General features: G+C 42.1%; 14 protein-coding genes. 9 read left to right on the top strand and 5 right to left on the bottom strand.

Annotated features, from left to right (window positions below):
* Nucleotides 1–34: 34 nt before the first annotated feature.
* Nucleotides 35–709 carry a DUF1129 family protein gene (locus D8785_RS03365; RefSeq protein ID WP_123160581.1) on the bottom strand — a complete coding sequence of 225 codons (675 nt, stop codon included), beginning with the start codon at nucleotides 707–709 and terminating at the stop codon, nucleotides 35–37.
* Between the two features lie 28 nt (nucleotides 710–737).
* A complete protein-coding gene (locus D8785_RS03360) occupies nucleotides 738–1,682 on the bottom strand; it encodes a magnesium transporter CorA family protein (protein ID WP_023024261.1) in 945 nt (314 codons plus the stop codon).
* 121 nt (nucleotides 1,683–1,803) lie between these two features.
* Here D8785_RS03360 and uvrA point away from each other — a divergent pair, with 121 nt between their 5' ends.
* From uvrA to nusB, 5 genes are all read left to right on the top strand, one after another.
* Nucleotides 1,804–4,629 (top strand): excinuclease ABC subunit UvrA, encoded by a 2,826-nt coding sequence (uvrA, locus tag D8785_RS03355; protein ID WP_125374486.1) that lies wholly within the window; start codon nucleotides 1,804–1,806, stop codon nucleotides 4,627–4,629.
* Nucleotides 4,626–5,693, top strand: a complete 1,068-nt coding sequence (locus D8785_RS03350; RefSeq protein ID WP_125374485.1) for a M24 family metallopeptidase — start codon at nucleotides 4,626–4,628, stop codon at nucleotides 5,691–5,693. The genes uvrA and D8785_RS03350 overlap by 4 nt, the downstream gene beginning before the upstream one ends.
* 513 nt (nucleotides 5,694–6,206) lie before the next feature.
* Nucleotides 6,207–6,767: an elongation factor P gene (gene efp, locus D8785_RS03345; RefSeq protein WP_023024254.1), complete on the top strand. Its 561-nt coding sequence runs from the start codon at nucleotides 6,207–6,209 to the stop codon at nucleotides 6,765–6,767.
* Between the two features lie 36 nt (nucleotides 6,768–6,803).
* Nucleotides 6,804–7,193 carry an Asp23/Gls24 family envelope stress response protein gene (locus D8785_RS03340; RefSeq protein WP_006595687.1) on the top strand — a complete coding sequence of 130 codons (390 nt, stop codon included), beginning with the start codon at nucleotides 6,804–6,806 and terminating at the stop codon, nucleotides 7,191–7,193.
* Nucleotides 7,186–7,614: a transcription antitermination factor NusB gene (gene nusB / locus D8785_RS03335; protein WP_023024252.1), complete on the top strand. Its 429-nt coding sequence runs from the start codon at nucleotides 7,186–7,188 to the stop codon at nucleotides 7,612–7,614. Before D8785_RS03340 ends, nusB begins: the two co-directional genes overlap by 8 nt.
* 96 nt (nucleotides 7,615–7,710) lie before the next feature.
* Here nusB and D8785_RS03330 read toward each other — a convergent pair whose 3' ends face one another.
* Together D8785_RS03330 and D8785_RS03325 are read right to left on the bottom strand one after the other, a co-directional pair.
* Nucleotides 7,711–8,676: a LacI family DNA-binding transcriptional regulator gene (locus D8785_RS03330; RefSeq protein WP_023024250.1), complete on the bottom strand. Its 966-nt coding sequence runs from the start codon at nucleotides 8,674–8,676 to the stop codon at nucleotides 7,711–7,713.
* Nucleotides 8,657–10,111, bottom strand: a complete 1,455-nt coding sequence (locus D8785_RS03325; protein WP_125374484.1) for a sucrose-6-phosphate hydrolase — start codon at nucleotides 10,109–10,111, stop codon at nucleotides 8,657–8,659. Before D8785_RS03325 ends, D8785_RS03330 begins: the two co-directional genes overlap by 20 nt.
* Nucleotides 10,112–10,491: 380 nt before the next feature.
* On the opposite strand from D8785_RS03325, the gene D8785_RS03320 reads away from it, so the two are divergent.
* From D8785_RS03320 to D8785_RS03305, 4 genes are all read left to right on the top strand, one after another.
* Nucleotides 10,492–12,411, top strand: coding sequence for a sucrose-specific PTS transporter subunit IIBC (locus tag D8785_RS03320; RefSeq protein WP_123159523.1), 1,920 nt, complete (start codon nucleotides 10,492–10,494; stop codon nucleotides 12,409–12,411).
* A gap of 199 nt (nucleotides 12,412–12,610) precedes the next feature.
* Nucleotides 12,611–13,504 (top strand): fructokinase ScrK, encoded by an 894-nt coding sequence (gene scrK, locus D8785_RS03315; protein ID WP_117744633.1) that lies wholly within the window; start codon nucleotides 12,611–12,613, stop codon nucleotides 13,502–13,504.
* Nucleotides 13,505–13,612: 108 nt separating this feature from the next.
* Nucleotides 13,613–14,023, top strand: coding sequence for a peptide deformylase (locus D8785_RS03310; RefSeq protein WP_117744632.1), 411 nt, complete (start codon nucleotides 13,613–13,615; stop codon nucleotides 14,021–14,023).
* A gap of 44 nt (nucleotides 14,024–14,067) precedes the next feature.
* The gene (locus tag D8785_RS03305) at nucleotides 14,068–14,583 is read left to right on the top strand and encodes a phosphatase PAP2 family protein (RefSeq protein WP_125374483.1); all 516 of its coding nucleotides are present in this window, start codon (nucleotides 14,068–14,070) and stop codon (nucleotides 14,581–14,583) included.
* 212 nt (nucleotides 14,584–14,795) lie between these two features.
* Here the strand turns inward: D8785_RS03305 and queG are convergent, their stop codons facing one another.
* Entirely contained in the window at nucleotides 14,796–15,935 is a 1,140-nt protein-coding gene (queG, locus tag D8785_RS03295) for a tRNA epoxyqueuosine(34) reductase QueG (RefSeq protein WP_117744630.1), read from the bottom strand.
* Between the last annotated feature and the right edge of the window lie 122 nt (nucleotides 15,936–16,057).

Below are 16,057 nucleotides of genomic sequence, written 5' to 3'. Positions count from 1 at the left end.
TCAAAAAACGGATGAAATTTTCATCCGTTTTTGTTTAGCGTCGTTGAGGTGCTGTATTGGCACTCTTGATATTGTATTTTTTCTTCAAGTAGTAGCGGAGAAGAAGAGCCCCACCACCGAGTAAGAGCATGAACCAGTTTGGTACACGCGGGTTGAGGAATTGTGGGAGCAGAGCAGTGACCATGAGAATCACCACCCAAAGAATCATCGCCAACATTAAGATAGGGAGTGACTTGGTTAGAGCCGGACGTTTCATGCCACGTTTTGAAACATCGTAGTACTGATAGAAGTAGTAATACATCAAATAGAGCACAACCCCACCAGCCAAGCTACCAAGAGTCAAGGTGAGAAGTCCATAAGTAGTTCCCTGAGGTGCAAATAAGTTCATGAAGGCTGAAATCGCAGCAAAGAGACCGAAGACGAGAAGGAAGGAATCCGTAATCATGAGAAGAGGAGTATCATTTTCTTTTGGATGCTCTTTTTCATAGCGTTCCTGATTGCTAAATGCATTGGCCCAAGCAGTTGGCGCACCAAAGAGAGTTCGCGCCGTTACTCCTTTTGGTTGGTTTTCAAAGATAGCTGGAAGAATCTCTTCAATCAGGCTGGTAGCCTCTTCTTCTGTTTTGCCATTTTCAATTAATTGGTGTTTAGCGATACGAACGAATTCTTGGTTTTTCTTACTTAATTGGGTCAAATCAAATTGAGACATACATACTCCTTAGTTATATTTGTAGGTGTTAGAACCATTTTTTATGGATGAGGTAGACGACGAGGGAGCCGGTCATGGCGAAGGCGATAAAGATAATGAGCCAAAAGGCATTAGGTTCCCCGTTGAGCGGAAGATCATTGTTCTTGAAGTTCATCCCGTAGGCTGAGAAAATCATGGTTGGGATGGACATGACGATGGTCACCATGGCCAAGGTCTTCATGATGTTATTCTGGTTGTTAGAGATGATCGATGCGAAGGTATCGGTCATGGAGTGGAGGATGTTTCCATAAATATCCGCCATCTCAATGGCCTGTTGGGTCTCGATCAAGGTATCTTCCAAGAGATCCTCATCTTCCAGGTATTTCTTGATGTTACTAGTGGCACTGGTCAATTTCTTGATCACGCGCTCATTGGTTTTCAAAGAGGCCTTGAAGTAGACAATGGTCTTTTCCAGCTCCATCAACTCAATCAGCTCTTCATTACGCGTTGATTTGTGCAGTTGACTTTCAATCTGTTCACTCTTACGATCCAGGGTACGAAGCGCGGACAAATACAGTTCCGCATTGCGATAAAGAATCTGGAAGATGAAGCGGGATCGCATGAAGGTATAGAAATTCCGCAAGCGACGATTGATAAAGGTATCTAGGAGAGGCAACTCTTCCAAGCAAGTGGTGATGATGGCCTCTTCTGTTAGGATGATTCCCAAAGGGATAGTGACATAGTAGGTCTGATTGTTCCGCTCTTCCTTGATGGGAACGTCTACGATGATCAAGGTATACTCATCTTCGATGGTCATACGAGACATTTCTTCCGCATCGAGTGGTGCCCGTAAGTCGGCAATATCGATGTTAAAAGCAGAGGCGATTTCCATCGATTCACTTTGGGAAGGGTTGACAAGGTTGATCCAGCTACCGGGTTCCAGTGTCTCTATTTCTTTAAATTCAGTCGTTGTTGATAAAAAGACCTGTTTCATGGTGCCTCCCCTTGTTTTTTTACACCTTAACATTATAACAGAAAAAGCACGCTTTTGGATAAAAGAATGCTGAAAAATTTGATATAATGAAGGATAAATAAATTGATGAAAAGTGGAAGAAATGCTCGATAAAATTGTCATTCATGGAGCGCGTGCTCATAATTTAAAAAATATTGATGTAGAAATCCCTCGAGACAAGCTGGTCGTGGTTACTGGTTTATCGGGTTCTGGGAAATCGAGCTTAGCCTTTGACACTCTCTATGCAGAAGGACAAAGACGCTATGTAGAGAGCCTGTCAGCCTATGCTCGTCAGTTTTTAGGAAACATGGAAAAACCCGATGTGGACTCGATTGATGGCTTAAGTCCAGCCATTTCCATTGACCAAAAAACAACCAGCAAAAATCCGCGGTCAACGGTTGGAACGACAACGGAAATCAACGATTACTTACGCCTTCTATATGCTCGTGTGGGGACTCCCTACTGTATCAATGGCCATGGGGCGATTACCGCTTCTTCGGTCGAGCAGATTGTAGACCAAGTTTTGGAACTGCCGGAGCGCCAACGCCTGCAAATCTTAGCTCCCATTGTTCGCAAGAAAAAAGGCCAGCATAAGACGATCATCGAAAAGGTCCAAAAAGACGGCTATGTTCGGGTGCGTGTGGATGGTGAGATCTTTGATGTGACAGAGGTCCCAGAGTTATCAAAAAGTCAGCAGCACACCATCGAGGTTGTTGTAGACCGGATTGTCATCAAAGACGGCATTCGTTCTCGTCTCTTTGACTCTGTAGAAGCAGCCCTCCGGATCGCAGATGGCTACGTGGTCATTGATACCATGGACGACAATGAACTGCTCTTTTCAGAGCATTATGCTTGCCCAGTATGTGGCTTTACCGTCCCTGAATTGGAACCTCGTCTCTTTTCATTTAATGCCCCCTTTGGCTCTTGTCCAGATTGTGATGGACTAGGGATCAAGCTCGAGGTGGACTTGGATTTGGTTGTTCCAGATTCTAGCAAGACTCTCCGTGAAGGAGCGCTCGCACCATGGAACCCGATTTCCTCTAATTACTATCCTCAGATGTTGGAACAGGCTATGATCCAGTTTGGGATTGATATGGACAAGCCCTTTGAAGACTTATCTCCAGAAGACCGCCACTTAATTTTTTATGGGTCTGATGGCAAGGAGTTCCATTTCCATTATGAGAATGAATTTGGTGGGGTTCGCGATATTGACATTCCTTTTGAAGGAGTCGTCACCAACATCAATCGCCGCTACCACGAAACTTCTAGTGACTTCACCCGCAATCAGATGTTGTCCTACATGAATGAATTGACTTGTGCCACCTGCCATGGTTATCGCTTGAATGACCAGGCCTTGTCTGTCCGGGTAGGAGGAGAGAAGGGGCTGCATATCGGGCAAATCTCTGACTTGTCCATTGAGGACCATCTTAAGGTGATTGCCGATCTCAAATTAACCAAGAATGAAGAGACCATTGCTCGTCCGATTCTCAAAGAAGTCAAGGATCGCTTGAGCTTCTTGAACAATGTTGGCTTGAGTTATCTGACCCTTTCTCGCTCGGCCGGGACTCTATCTGGGGGAGAGAGTCAGCGCATTCGCTTGGCTACCCAGATTGGTTCCAACCTCTCAGGAGTTCTCTATATCTTGGATGAGCCTTCGATCGGTCTTCACCAGAGGGACAATGATCGCCTGATTGCTAGTCTTAAGAAGATGCGTGATTTGGGAAATACCTTGATCGTCGTTGAACACGATGAGGATACCATGAGAGAAGCTGATTACTTGATCGACGTCGGTCCAGGGGCTGGAGTCTTTGGAGGCGAGATTGTTGCGGCTGGAACGCCTAAGCAGGTAGCCCGCAATAGCAAATCCATCACTGGTCAGTATCTTTCTGGTAAACGGGCCATTCCAGTACCAACTGAACGGCGGGTAGGGAACGGACGCTTTATCGAGCTGACAGGGGCCGCTGAAAATAACTTAAAAGATGTGACAGCGCGCTTCCCGCTAGGTAAGTTCATTGCTGTCACTGGCGTTTCTGGTTCAGGGAAGTCAACCTTAGTTAACAGCATTTTGAAAAAGACGCTGGCGCAAAAATTGAATCGTAATTCGGAGAAACCAGGGAAATACAAAACCATTTCAGGTGTCGAGCACATTGATCGACTAATCGATATCGACCAGAGCCCGATTGGCCGCACTCCACGCTCCAATCCAGCTACCTATACAGGTGTATTTGACGACATTCGCGATCTCTTTGCCCAAACCAATGAAGCCAAGATAAGAGGCTACAAAAAAGGCCGCTTTAGTTTCAATGTCAAAGGGGGCCGGTGTGAGGCTTGTTCGGGAGATGGTATTATCAAGATTGAGATGCATTTCCTACCGGATGTCTATGTACCGTGTGAAGTCTGCCATGGCCGCCGCTACAACAGTGAAACCCTGGAAGTTCACTATAAAGAAAAGAATATCTCCCAGGTTTTGGACATGACCGTCAATGATGCAGTCGATTTCTTTAAACACATTCCAAAGATCAATCGCAAATTACAAACCATCAAGGATGTCGGCTTAGGCTATGTGACCCTGGGACAGCCGGCAACGACACTTTCCGGAGGAGAAGCCCAGCGGATGAAGTTGGCTTCAGAGCTTCATAAGCGCTCAACTGGTAAGTCCTTCTATATTTTGGATGAGCCGACAACAGGTCTTCATACAGAGGATATCTCTCGTTTGCTCAAGGTCTTGGAACGCTTTGTGGATGATGGCAATACCGTTTTGGTCATTGAGCACAACTTGGATGTGATTAAGACAGCGGATCATATCATCGACTTAGGACCAGAAGGTGGTGTCGGTGGTGGTACCATTATTGCAACAGGGACACCAGAAGAAGTAGCCAGCAACCCAGCTAGCTTTACAGGACAGTATTTGAAAGGGAAATTACAATGAACCAACGAATTACAAATCTACGAACTAAAATGAAGGTACAGGATCTAAAAGCTGTCCTCATTAACAACTTGAAAAATGTTTACTATTTGACAGGTTTCTGGGGATCAAATGGGACTGTTTTGGTAACAGAAGAGCGTGTGGTCCTCTTTACAGATTCTCGCTATACCATTCATGCCCATGCGACTTGTTTCCCCTTTGTTGAGATTGTTGAGACTCGCAATGAATTGGAAGAAGCAGCAAAAATTGTCAAAGATGCAGCTATCCATGAACTTGGCTTTGAGGATGAGATCACAGTTGCCTATCAGACCCGTCTGGCAACGGCTTTCTCAGGAGTCTCTCTAAGGGCCTTGTCTGATTTTGTGATGGAATTTCGTTTGATTAAAGATGAGACAGAAGTGGCAACCATCCGTAAGGCCTGCAGTATTTCAGATCAAGCCTTCCTCGATGTGCTTGAATTTATCAAGGTTGGTCAAACAACAGAGTTAGAAGCTGCGACCTTCCTGGATTTCAGAATGCGGGAATTGGGAGCTTCAGGTGTATCCTTTGATATCATCTCTGCTGCGGGAGAACGCTCTGCTATGCCCCATGCGACTCCTAGTGATCGCATTATTTCTGCTGGGGATGCCTTGACCTTGGACTTTGGCTGTCTTTACAACCATTACGTGAGTGATATGACTCGGACCATTTATGCAGGTCATGTCAGCGATAAGGAAAGAGAAATTTACGAAACGGTCTTGAAAGCCAACCAAGCTCTCATTGCTGAAGCGAAGGATGGACTAGGTTTCCGTGATTTTGATAAAATTCCTCGAGACATTATTGAGGCTGCAGGATACGGTCAGTACTTTAGCCATGGAATTGGACATGGAATTGGCTTGGATATCCACGAAGAACCCTACTTCAACCAAGCATCAAAAGAAGTTATCAAGGCGGGGATGGTCTTGACAGATGAGCCAGGAATCTATATTGAAGGTCTATCTGGTGTCCGGATTGAAGATGATCTTTTGATTACGGAAAGTGGCTGTGAAGTCTTGACCCTTGCGCCAAAAGAATTGATTGTGATCTAAGGAAATTTGCAGAGACAGATTTGAGAAATCTGAGCTGTTTATGATAAAATATGCTACAATTGAATATGTGGTAGGCGGTCGAGCACCCATTGGTGCGCGGTGGCCTACCATTTTTTGTTTTTGACATAAAAAGCACACGCCACCTTTTGCATTATTAATTCTTTAAAAGCTTTTAAAATGTGAAAAAGTGTATAAAATATGCTATAATTGAACTAGTGGTAGGCCTTCGAGTACCCATTGGTACGCGGACGCCTACCATTTTTTAAGATAAAAAAAGCACCGTGTGAGGGTGCTAGATCTTGCCTGCTGAACTCATAAATTGATAGATACTCTATGGGGTATTTTTTTGTGACCTTTTTTAGGAACTTTTTGAAAAAAACTATATGGTAATGAAAAGATCATAATTTTCTAAAAAGCTAGTAAAATCAAGGGGTTTGAAGTTACAAATTGACAAAACGAGATATAAACTGTAAAATAAAGAGTAATATATTTTTTAAAAAGAGGTATGAAAACATGATTGAAGCAAGTAAGTTGAAAGCTGGTATGACCTTTGAAACAGCTGATGGAAAATTGATCCGCGTTTTGGAAGCTAGCCACCACAAACCAGGTAAAGGAAATACTATCATGCGTATGAAATTGCGTGATGTTCGTACTGGTTCAACTTTTGATACAAGCTACCGTCCAGAAGAAAAATTTGAGCAAGCTATTATTGAAACAGTACCAGCTCAATATTTGTATAAAATGGATGACACAGCTTACTTCATGAATACTGAAACATACGACCAATATGAAATTCCTGTTGCCAATGTTGAGAACGAGTTGCTTTACATCCTTGAAAACTCAGAAGTGAAAATCCAATTCTATGGAAACGAAGTGATTGGGGTGACTGTTCCTACAACTGTTGAATTGACAGTTGCTGAAACTCAACCATCTATTAAAGGTGCTACAGTTACAGGTTCTGGTAAACCAGCTACAATGGAAACAGGTCTTGTGGTTAACGTTCCAGACTTCATCGAAGCAGGACAAAAATTGATTATCAATACAGCTGAAGGAACTTACGTTTCTCGTGCCTAATCAGCTCTAAAATAGGTCTGATAGAAAGGAACTTCTATGGCAACTGAACAATACGGCGAAATCGTCATTGCACCTCGTGTGCTAGAAAAAATTATTGCGATTGCGACTGCAAAAGTAGATGGTGTTCATTCTCTTGAAAACAAGAGTGTATCGGATAGCCTTTCAAAACGTGCTCTTGGTCGTGGGGTTTACCTTCGTACACAAGAAGATGGTCAAATCTCTGTTGATATTTACCTCTATCTAGAGTATGGTGTGGCGGTCCCTAAAGTAGCGGTTGCAATCCAAAAAGCAGTAAAAACAGCTGTCTACAATATGGCAGATGTCACCTTGGATGATGTCAACATCCATGTAGTCGGAATCGTGACTGAAAAAGCAGCGAAACCTGATTTGAAAGATTTGTTTAATGAGGATTTCCTCAATGACTGATATTTTATTTGAATCACGCCGTGATCTACGGGAGCGTGCCTTTCAAGCTCTGATGAGTTTAGAGTATGAAGGGGATGTTGTAGAAGCGTGTCGATTTGCTTTTACTCATGACAAAGAGGAAACAGACCAGGAAGTGGAAATTCCAGCTTTTCTCCTCAATTTGGTATCGGGTGTTCGTCAATCAAAGGATGAATTGGATCAACAGATTGCCCAACACTTGAAAACTGGCTGGACCGTAGAACGCTTGACTCTAGTGGAGAAAAACATTCTTCGTTTGGGTGTGTTTGAAATGACTTCCTTTGATACACCCCAATTGGTTGCGGTGAATGAAGCAATTGAATTAGCTAAAACTTTTTCAGATGAGAAATCTGCTCGGTTTGTGAATGGTGTCTTAAGCCAATTTGTGACGGAAGCAGAATAAGATAGAAAAGAAACCACCTCCGAGGGTGGTTTCTTTTTGAGTATAGAAATTCGATTGATCATGATAAGGAAAAAGGTTGGAATCTTCCAACCTTTTTTAAACACTTTTGCCGGGTAAAACACTAACAGGGAGAAAATAGCCTGTAGTCTTTACCTCTTTCCCTTCGATTTTCTGTAGAAGAAGATCGACCGTCAGGTGAGCAATCTCTTGTAAAGGTTGCTTGATGGTGGTTAGACGGGGGAAAAATTTTTCAATAAAGTAGGTCCCGTCGTAGCCAATGACTTTGAGGTCTTCTGGAATTGAAATGCCGAGTTCATCAGCAATTTTCATCACCAAAATCGCCGTTAGATCGTCAGATGCAAAGATAGCATCAGGTTTTTGCTGGGTCAAGATAGACTTGATTTCCATTTCTTTGCGAATGGGGGAATAATCACTAGAAACATTAATGATTTGTGCTCCTGGCAGTACCGAAGCAAACCCTGCATGGCGAAGACCTGTTGGGGAATTGGAGTTATCATTCCCCGTAATCATGATAATCTTCTTTGCACCTGTCTTGGCAAGGGTTTCCGCAGCAAGGACGCCACCGGCGTAGTTATCTGAGGAGACGACAGGGATCTCAGGTGATAGGTTTCGGTCAAAAGCGATGATAGGAGCTGTAACTCGGTTATAATCTTCAATTCCCAGATTATGACTACCAGAAATAATACCATCTACTTGATTGGCTTCTAGCATTTCAATGTATTCACGTTCTTTTTCAGAATCATGCTCGCTATTACAAATAATGGTTTTATACCCATGCTTGAACAGTTCTTCTTCCAATTTATCGATTAATTCTGCATAGAAGACATGACTGATTTTTGGGAAGATTAAGCCGATTAATTTGGCTGATTTTCCTTGTAGGCTCCGAGCGATTGTATTAGGCTTGTAGCCCAACTCCCTCATGGCCTCTTTGACTTTTGAGATAGTTTTTTCAGATAAATAGCCCTTTTTATTGATGACTCGTGAAACTGTCGTAGGGCTGACGCCAGCTAATTTGGCGACATCAGTTAGCTTTGCGACCATAGTCTAGTTCGTAGTATGTTCCAGTAGGTGTTCCAGATTTAATCAAAATACCAGTTTGATTAGCATGCGGGAAGACGCGACCAGAGAATACTTTTTCTCCTTTGTTGATAAAAATTTCAAAAATAGAATGATCGACGAAAATAGTAGCAGTTGTAGCTTGGTTTTCGATCGGGCAAGTACGAGTAGTCCCAAACTCTTGGGCATATTGTTCACCAGCTTGGCTACGATCGACAATGACTTGACCATTTGCAATATCGAAAGTAATAGAAAGACCTTTTCCTTCTTTATCTGCTAGGAGAACAATCTCACTTTTGCTATTCGCTTCAAAGGCTAATTCTAACTCGTAACAATTGTTGGTAACCTCTTTGTTACGAAACTCGGATGAAGAGGAGCGGAGCTCTTTTATAGCTTCAACTGGATATTGATAAAGTTTACCGTCCTTAATACTTAGCTCTTTGACCAAAGAGAAAGCTCCTTGGTGGTCATAACGATCAGATGGATAAGCGACATCTGGTAGACCTAACCAGCTAACAGTTAAGGCTCTTCCATCAGGAGCATTGAAGCCTTGAGTTGCATAGGCTTCGAAGCCATAGTCTAAGTTTTGCAATTCAGATACATCAACTAAACGAGCCTGTTCAGGATCAAAAGAAGCCCCAATCTTATACATATTTGGGTAGATATTGTCGTAATCGAGGACCGCTTTGTCCAAACCTTGAGGGCAATAAAGAAGGATAGGTTGCTCGCCGACGAAGACCAAGTTAGGACATTCCATCATATAAGCTGTACGATCATTGTTGAAATCAAGATCTCCTACTTCAACCCAGTTGGTATAATCGTTATTCACTGCTTTGTAAAGACGAACGAATCCTTTTTTCTCAAGGTCTTGACCACCGACAATGGCGTAGTATTGGCCTTTGAAATTAAAAATCTGTGGGTCACGGAAGTGATCAGTAGAATCAGCAGGTTGATCAATCAAGATTTTGTTGATTTTTTCAATCTTTCCTTCTTTGTCCATCAAAGCCCCGATTTGGTAGGGATGGCGGATCCAGTTCTCATCTCGTACATTTCCTGTATAGAATAAGAAAAGTTTGTCATCGAATTGCATAGCTGATCCAGAATAGGCTCCATGGCTATCTAAAGGTGTGTCTGGAAAGACCTTCACTCCGGTTTCGTTAAAATGGACTAAATCGTCACTTTCGAGTTGTACCCAAGACTTCAATCCATGTGCGGCTCCAAACGGAAAGTTTTGGTAAAAGAGGATCCATTTGCCGTCAAAATAAGAGAAACCATTTGGATCATTTAAGAGACCAGATGTTGGTTCAACATGGTAGTGAGTATGCCAAGGGGATTTGGCCATATTTTCTTTAATTTGTTTCTTTTCTTCTTCGGTCCAGTCTTCATACCGTTTGTACCGAAGTTCGGTTGTCCATTCCATTTGACTCCTCCAAAATTTTTCTTACTTCCATAGTACCGATTTCTAAAAAAAAAAGCAAGAATTTGGCCAAATAATTGAGAAAAAATGTCAAACGTTTATCATAAAATATCGAAGTCAAGCCTAGTTTCGGTTTATGAAAATAAATGAAAGTATGAAAGTTTTTGAAAATTCAAAAACAAGATAGAGGTTTTTATATAGAGCATACGGGCTTTTTAGTGAATGAAAATAAGAAATCCATCTTTCAAACAATCAAAAATCGCAAATAAACACCAAAAACATTCTGCAAAACGGTTGACATATTCTTAATACGTGGTACAATTAAGAGCGTAGAGATGGTTTAACCGTTTTCAAAACAATAAAAAATAAGGAGATTTTTGCAAATGTCAAATACAGAAATTGCAAAAAAAGTCATCGATGCAATCGGTGGAGTTGAGAACGTTAGCAGTGTTGCTCACTGTGCGACTCGTCTTCGCGTGATGGTTAAAGATGAATCAAAAATCAACAAAGATGTTGTTGAGAACATTGAAAAAGTACAGGGAGCTTTCTTTAACTCAGGTCAATACCAAATCATCTTTGGTACTGGTACTGTAAATAAGATCTACGATGAAGTAGTAGCTCTAGGCTTGCCAACTTCTTCAAAAGATGAAATGAAAGCTGAAGCAGCGAAACAAGGAAATTGGTTCCAACGCGCAATCCGTACCTTCGGAGATGTTTTTGTCCCAATTTTGCCAGCAATCGTTGCAACTGGTTTGTTTATGGGAATTCGTGGTGCTATTGCTCAAGATCAAGTGCTGGCTTTGTTTGGTACTACAGCAGACGCATTTAAATCTACAGATTTCTATACCTATTCAACAATTTTGACAGATACTGCGTTTGCTTTCTTCCCAGCCTTGATTTCATGGTCTGCGTTCCGAGTGTTTGGAGGAAATCCTGTTCTTGGAATTGTAATTGGTTTGATGATGGTTAGTCCGACACTTCCTAATGCGTGGGTTGTAGCGGAAGATCCTTCTAAAGCAGCAACATTCTTTGGTATCTTCCATCATGTAGTTGGATTCCAGAACTCAGTTCTTCCCGCTTTCTTCGTTGGTCTAATTGGTGCAAAACTTGAAAAATGGCTCCATAAGAAAATTCCAGATGTCTTAGATTTGTTATTGGTTCCATTATTTACATTAACAATCATGTCATTCCTCGCTTTGTTTATTATTGGACCATTCTTCCACAGCATCGAGGAACATGTACTGAATGCAACTAAGTTTATTTTAAATTTACCATTCGGCCTTGCAGGTCTTCTTATCGGTGGGGTTCATCAGTTGATTGTCGTTACTGGTGTCCATCATATTTTTAACCTTCTTGAATCGCAATTAATTACTTCGGATAAAAAAGATCCATTTAATGCAATTATTACAGCTGCTATGACTGCACAAGCTGGTGCGACTTTAGCGGTGGCAGTGAAATCAAAATCTCAAAAAGTGAAAGCTTTAGCATTTCCTGCAACTATTTCTGCCTTATTAGGTATTACTGAGCCTGCAATCTTTGGTGTGAACTTGCGTTATGTGAAACCATTCGTTATTGCTTTGGGAGCAGGTGCTGTAGGTGGTTGGATTGCATCTATGTTAAACCTTGCTGGTACAGGATTTGGTATTACAATTATTCCAGGAACACTTCTCTATCTAAACGGTCAATTATTGAAATATGTATTTATGGTTGTATTTACAACTGCACTAAGTTTTGGTTTGACATATATGTTCGGTTACGAAGATGAAGCTTCATCAGTTCCTGCAGAAGACGAAGAAGCTGGTGCAATTATTGAAGAAGAAACAACTGGAACTGTTCCAGCATCTCTTCAAGATGAAACCATCATCTCTCCAATCATTGGTCAAGCGGTTGCTTTAGAAAACGTAAATGACCCTGTATTCTCAAGTGGTGCTATGGGACAAGGGATTGCCATCAAACCAACTGAAGGTGTTGTATATGCTCCGGCGGATGCTGAAGTAACCATTGCTTTTGCAACTGGACATGCTTTTGGCTTGAAGACAGCCAATGGTGCTGAAGTTTTGATCCACGTTGGGATTGATACAGTTTCAATGAACGGTGAAGGATTTGATCAGAAAGTTGCTCAAGGTGACAAGGTCAAAGCTGGCGATGTTCTTGGAACATTTGATTCTGCTAAAATTGCAGCAGCTGGTCTTGATGATACAACAATGGTCATCGTCACAAACACAGCTGATTATGCTTCAGTAACTCCAGTAGCTAATGGTGCAGTTGCTAAAGGCGATGCGATTATTGAAGTAAAAGCATAATCTAAAATAGGATTACTCAAGGACTGGTTAGGGCTTCCTCCAGTCCTTGAATTTTGTTTGGAGGTGAGGCTTGGAATAAAAAAGTCGCTCACCTAATGTTTAAACATAAATAAGAGTAGTTTTTTCTATAAGGAATAGAAGTGAACCGTTTCCCTTTGTGATATAATAGAAAAAAAGAGAATTGAAAAAGAGGTTTGATATGACTAAATTATATGGAAGTCTTGAAGCTGGTGGAACAAAGTTTGTTTGTGCTGTAGGTGACGAAAATAATAACGTCATTGAAAAGACACAGTTTCCGACAACAACCCCAATTGAAACCCTTGATAAATGTATTGAGTTTTTCTCTAAATTTGAAAGTCTTGCTGGTTTAGCCATTGGTTCATTTGGACCGATTGATATTGATAAGAATTCAAAGACCTATGGTTTTATTACAACAACTCCCAAACCACATTGGGCAAATGTAGATGTGGTGGGAGCTTTCCGTCGATCCTTGAATGTACCGATTTACTTCACCACTGATGTGAATAGCTCAGCTTATGGTGAGGTCGTGGCTCGTAATAATGCGGGTGGTCGTATTGAGAACTTAGTTTACTACACAATTGGTACAGGGATTGGTGCAGGTGTCATCCAGCGTGGTGAATTCATTGGTGGAGTGGGACATCCTGAGATGGGCCATTATTATGTTGCCAAACACCCGATGGATGTTGAAAAAGAATTTAATGGTGTGTGTCCATTCCACAGAGGCTGTTTAGAAGGTCTTGCGGCTGGCCCAAGCTTGGAAGCTCGTACCGGTATTCGTGGGGAAAATATTGAACTGAATAGCTCTGTATGGGATATCCAAGCCTACTATATTGCCCAAGCTGCTGTCAATGCAACTGTAACCTTCCGCCCAGATGTGATTGTATTTGGTGGAGGAGTGATGGCACAACAACACATGTTGGATCGCGTTCGTGAAAAATTCACCGTCTTATTGAACGGCTATTTACCAGTGCCAGATGTTCGTGACTATATCGTAACACCAGCAGTAGCAGGAAATGGTTCAGCGACCTTGGGTAACTTTGTCTTAGCAAAACAAGTCAGCAAAAAAGACTAATAAGTTAAGGTTGAAATAACATAAAGCATCAAAATGCTAGGGGGAGGGAGTTCTTCGTCGGGAAGATGGATGAATGACCTTCTCTTTTTTAGCAAGAGAGGAGAAATGATGGAAAAAGCCATTATGAAGGATCCCTTCTTTTTGAGTCAAGTGTCTGAAGAAGCGACAAAAGAGGATTTGTATTTGGCGCAAGATTTACAAGATACCCTACGAGCTCACCAGGAAGCCTGTGTTGGCATGGCTGCTAATATGATTGGTGTACGTAAGCGGGTGATCATCATCCAACTAGGTTTGATGCCCTTGGTTCTCTTTAATCCTGTTCTAGTTAAGAAAGAAGGGATTTATGAGACAGAAGAAGGCTGTCTTTCTTTGCCAGGAAGTCGAAAGACAAGTCGCTTTGAAAAGATTCAAGTTTCCTACCGTGATACCAATTGGAAACCTCAGCTCATAAGCTTAGAAGGTTTTGTGGCCCAGATTTGCCAGCATGAGCTCGATCACCTGGAAGGGATTTTGATCTAGCTGAGCTGTTGCTTGTTAAATGACTGATTGAAGAGAAAATCCTTATGAAAAAAGAATGTTTGTTCTATGAACGGGTTAGACCATTTTTTGTGACCCATCCCTATTATCTTTCTTTATTAAAGTGGACCAATAGGCTCGTCACCTTGTTGATGCCTCTCCTTTATTTCTATGTTCTTTGGGCAGCCTATCTAAAGGCTAGCAAGACTTGGATTGTGCTTGCTTATCTTTTGGTACCAGCAACTGGTTTTATTGTATTAAGTGTCATTCGAAAACGAATGGATTGGCCGCGTCCCTATGAGCTTGGGACTTTCCCTCCGTTACTGAATCGAGAGGGGAAGGGAAGTTCCATGCCAAGTCGGCACGTCTTTTCTGCGGCGATCATTTCTACAGTAGCCTGGGGAGTGCATCCTCTTCTATCGGTCCTTGGTCTGTCCTTGGCTCTTCTATTGGCGGGGGNTCGTGTTCTGGCTGGAGTCCATTTTGTTCGTGATGTTGTGGTTGGTTTTTTATCTGCTATTCTTTGGGGGTTCTTTTGGTTTTATCCCTTGGGGCTTTTTTAAGAATAAGGTCAGGAAGAAGGATGAGGTGAACTATAAAAGAGGCTGGGACCAAAGTCCTAGCCTCTCAATTGTCTTTGGATAGTCGAGCAAGACGCAGTGGTTGAGTGGGCTCTACTACGCTGATTTCATCAGCTTTTATAGCCCTACTCAACTGTGCGGAGGTGGGACGACGAAATCGAATTCTAACGAATGACCGATTTCTGTCCCACTCTCTATTTTTGTATCTCTATTTCATCTAGATGGAATTTTTGGAAAAACCGTTCGCGTTCTTCTATAATAGCAGGACTTGGGTTTTTGAGGGAAGTTAATAAATCAACCAAGTCAGGTGTGACTTCTCGAATCAGCTCCCCCAGAGACCAAATGGCTGTTGCAATATGAATCTGGTTTTGCGAAGTTTCGATAATTTCTAGAAGTTTAGGGATGGCAGACCGGTCGTTCGCATTGGCCAAGGCAATGATGGCATTTCGCTGAAGGATATTTTTCCCCCGCCAACTACCAGCGACCATTCCGAATTTTTCTTTGAATTGACCATTGGATAGCTCGATAAAGGGGATTAATTCTGGGTGAGCTAGTTCAGGGTCAATGTCAGTAGCTAGTGGGTTATCCAGACCACGATTGTAGGGACAACAGATTTGACAGATATCACAGCCGTAGATGACCGTTTTAATCTTTTTACGGAATTCCATATCCATCATCCCCTTGTCTTGGGTCTGAAAGGACAGACAACGTCGGGCATTCATGGTGCCATCTCCAATTAAGCAAGATGTCGGGCAGGCTTCTACACAGCGGTTACAATCTCCACAACCATAGTCGACTGCTTGGTCGGGTTCAATTTCTAGGTTGGTGATAAGCTCCCCTAAAAACATATAAGAACCATATTCTTTTGAGATGACGAGGCCATTCTTGCCGATAAATCCAATGCCAGCCCGTTGAGCAACGGCAGTATCCACCAAGGCTCCGGTATCCACCATGCCCTTGTATTCGAAGTTAGCCGTCAATTCTTCAATCCCTTTAGCCAGGCGGTCCAACTTATCCTGTAGGACATAGTGGTAATCTATGCCCCAACTGTTGGGAGTAAATTTTCCGCGTTTATAGGCTGTCTTCTGAGGTTGTTGTTTTAACTTGTGAGGATATGCAACGGCAATGGAAATAATTGTTTTAGCAGAAGCTAAACTTAAGCGTGGCTGGATTCGTTCTTCGATATTTTTGTGCTCAAACCCTGAATTTCGGCCTTCCTCTACAGCTAGGCGGAGGGATTTTTCTAAATAGGAAAAATCATCTGCGGTGGTAAAACCGATTTTTGAAATACCGATGGAGTGAGCCAATTCGATAATGGATTCTTTGAGATTCATATACCTATTATAGCGAAAAGCCGGTAAAAATGCGAAAAACGTGCAAAAAATTAAAAAGGGGATGAAGGGCTTGGTAGAGCTTTCAAAAACGAATGAAATTTTGTATAATAAGGTATTGAATA

It is taken from the genome of Streptococcus australis (assembly GCF_003943615.1).
Taxonomy (GTDB): domain Bacteria; phylum Bacillota; class Bacilli; order Lactobacillales; family Streptococcaceae; genus Streptococcus; species Streptococcus australis_C.
The sequence above is the reverse complement of the archived record's forward strand: the minus strand, read 5'-3'. Positions and strand labels throughout refer to the sequence as shown.

Coding starts and splice junctions, on each gene's coding strand:
- D8785_RS03365 (WP_123160581.1), bottom strand. CDS start 709: ATGTCTCAATTTGATTTGACCCAATTAAGTAAGAAAAACCAAGAATTC.
- D8785_RS03360 (WP_023024261.1), bottom strand. CDS start 1,682: ATGAAACAGGTCTTTTTATCAACAACGACTGAATTTAAAGAAATAGAG.
- uvrA (WP_125374486.1), top strand. CDS start 1,804: ATGCTCGATAAAATTGTCATTCATGGAGCGCGTGCTCATAATTTAAAA.
- D8785_RS03350 (WP_125374485.1), top strand. CDS start 4,626: ATGAACCAACGAATTACAAATCTACGAACTAAAATGAAGGTACAGGAT.
- efp (WP_023024254.1), top strand. CDS start 6,207: ATGATTGAAGCAAGTAAGTTGAAAGCTGGTATGACCTTTGAAACAGCT.
- D8785_RS03340 (WP_006595687.1), top strand. CDS start 6,804: ATGGCAACTGAACAATACGGCGAAATCGTCATTGCACCTCGTGTGCTA.
- nusB (WP_023024252.1), top strand. CDS start 7,186: ATGACTGATATTTTATTTGAATCACGCCGTGATCTACGGGAGCGTGCC.
- D8785_RS03330 (WP_023024250.1), bottom strand. CDS start 8,676: ATGGTCGCAAAGCTAACTGATGTCGCCAAATTAGCTGGCGTCAGCCCT.
- D8785_RS03325 (WP_125374484.1), bottom strand. CDS start 10,111: ATGGAATGGACAACCGAACTTCGGTACAAACGGTATGAAGACTGGACC.
- D8785_RS03320 (WP_123159523.1), top strand. CDS start 10,492: ATGTCAAATACAGAAATTGCAAAAAAAGTCATCGATGCAATCGGTGGA.
- scrK (WP_117744633.1), top strand. CDS start 12,611: ATGACTAAATTATATGGAAGTCTTGAAGCTGGTGGAACAAAGTTTGTT.
- D8785_RS03310 (WP_117744632.1), top strand. CDS start 13,613: ATGGAAAAAGCCATTATGAAGGATCCCTTCTTTTTGAGTCAAGTGTCT.
- queG (WP_117744630.1), bottom strand. CDS start 15,935: ATGAATCTCAAAGAATCCATTATCGAATTGGCTCACTCCATCGGTATT.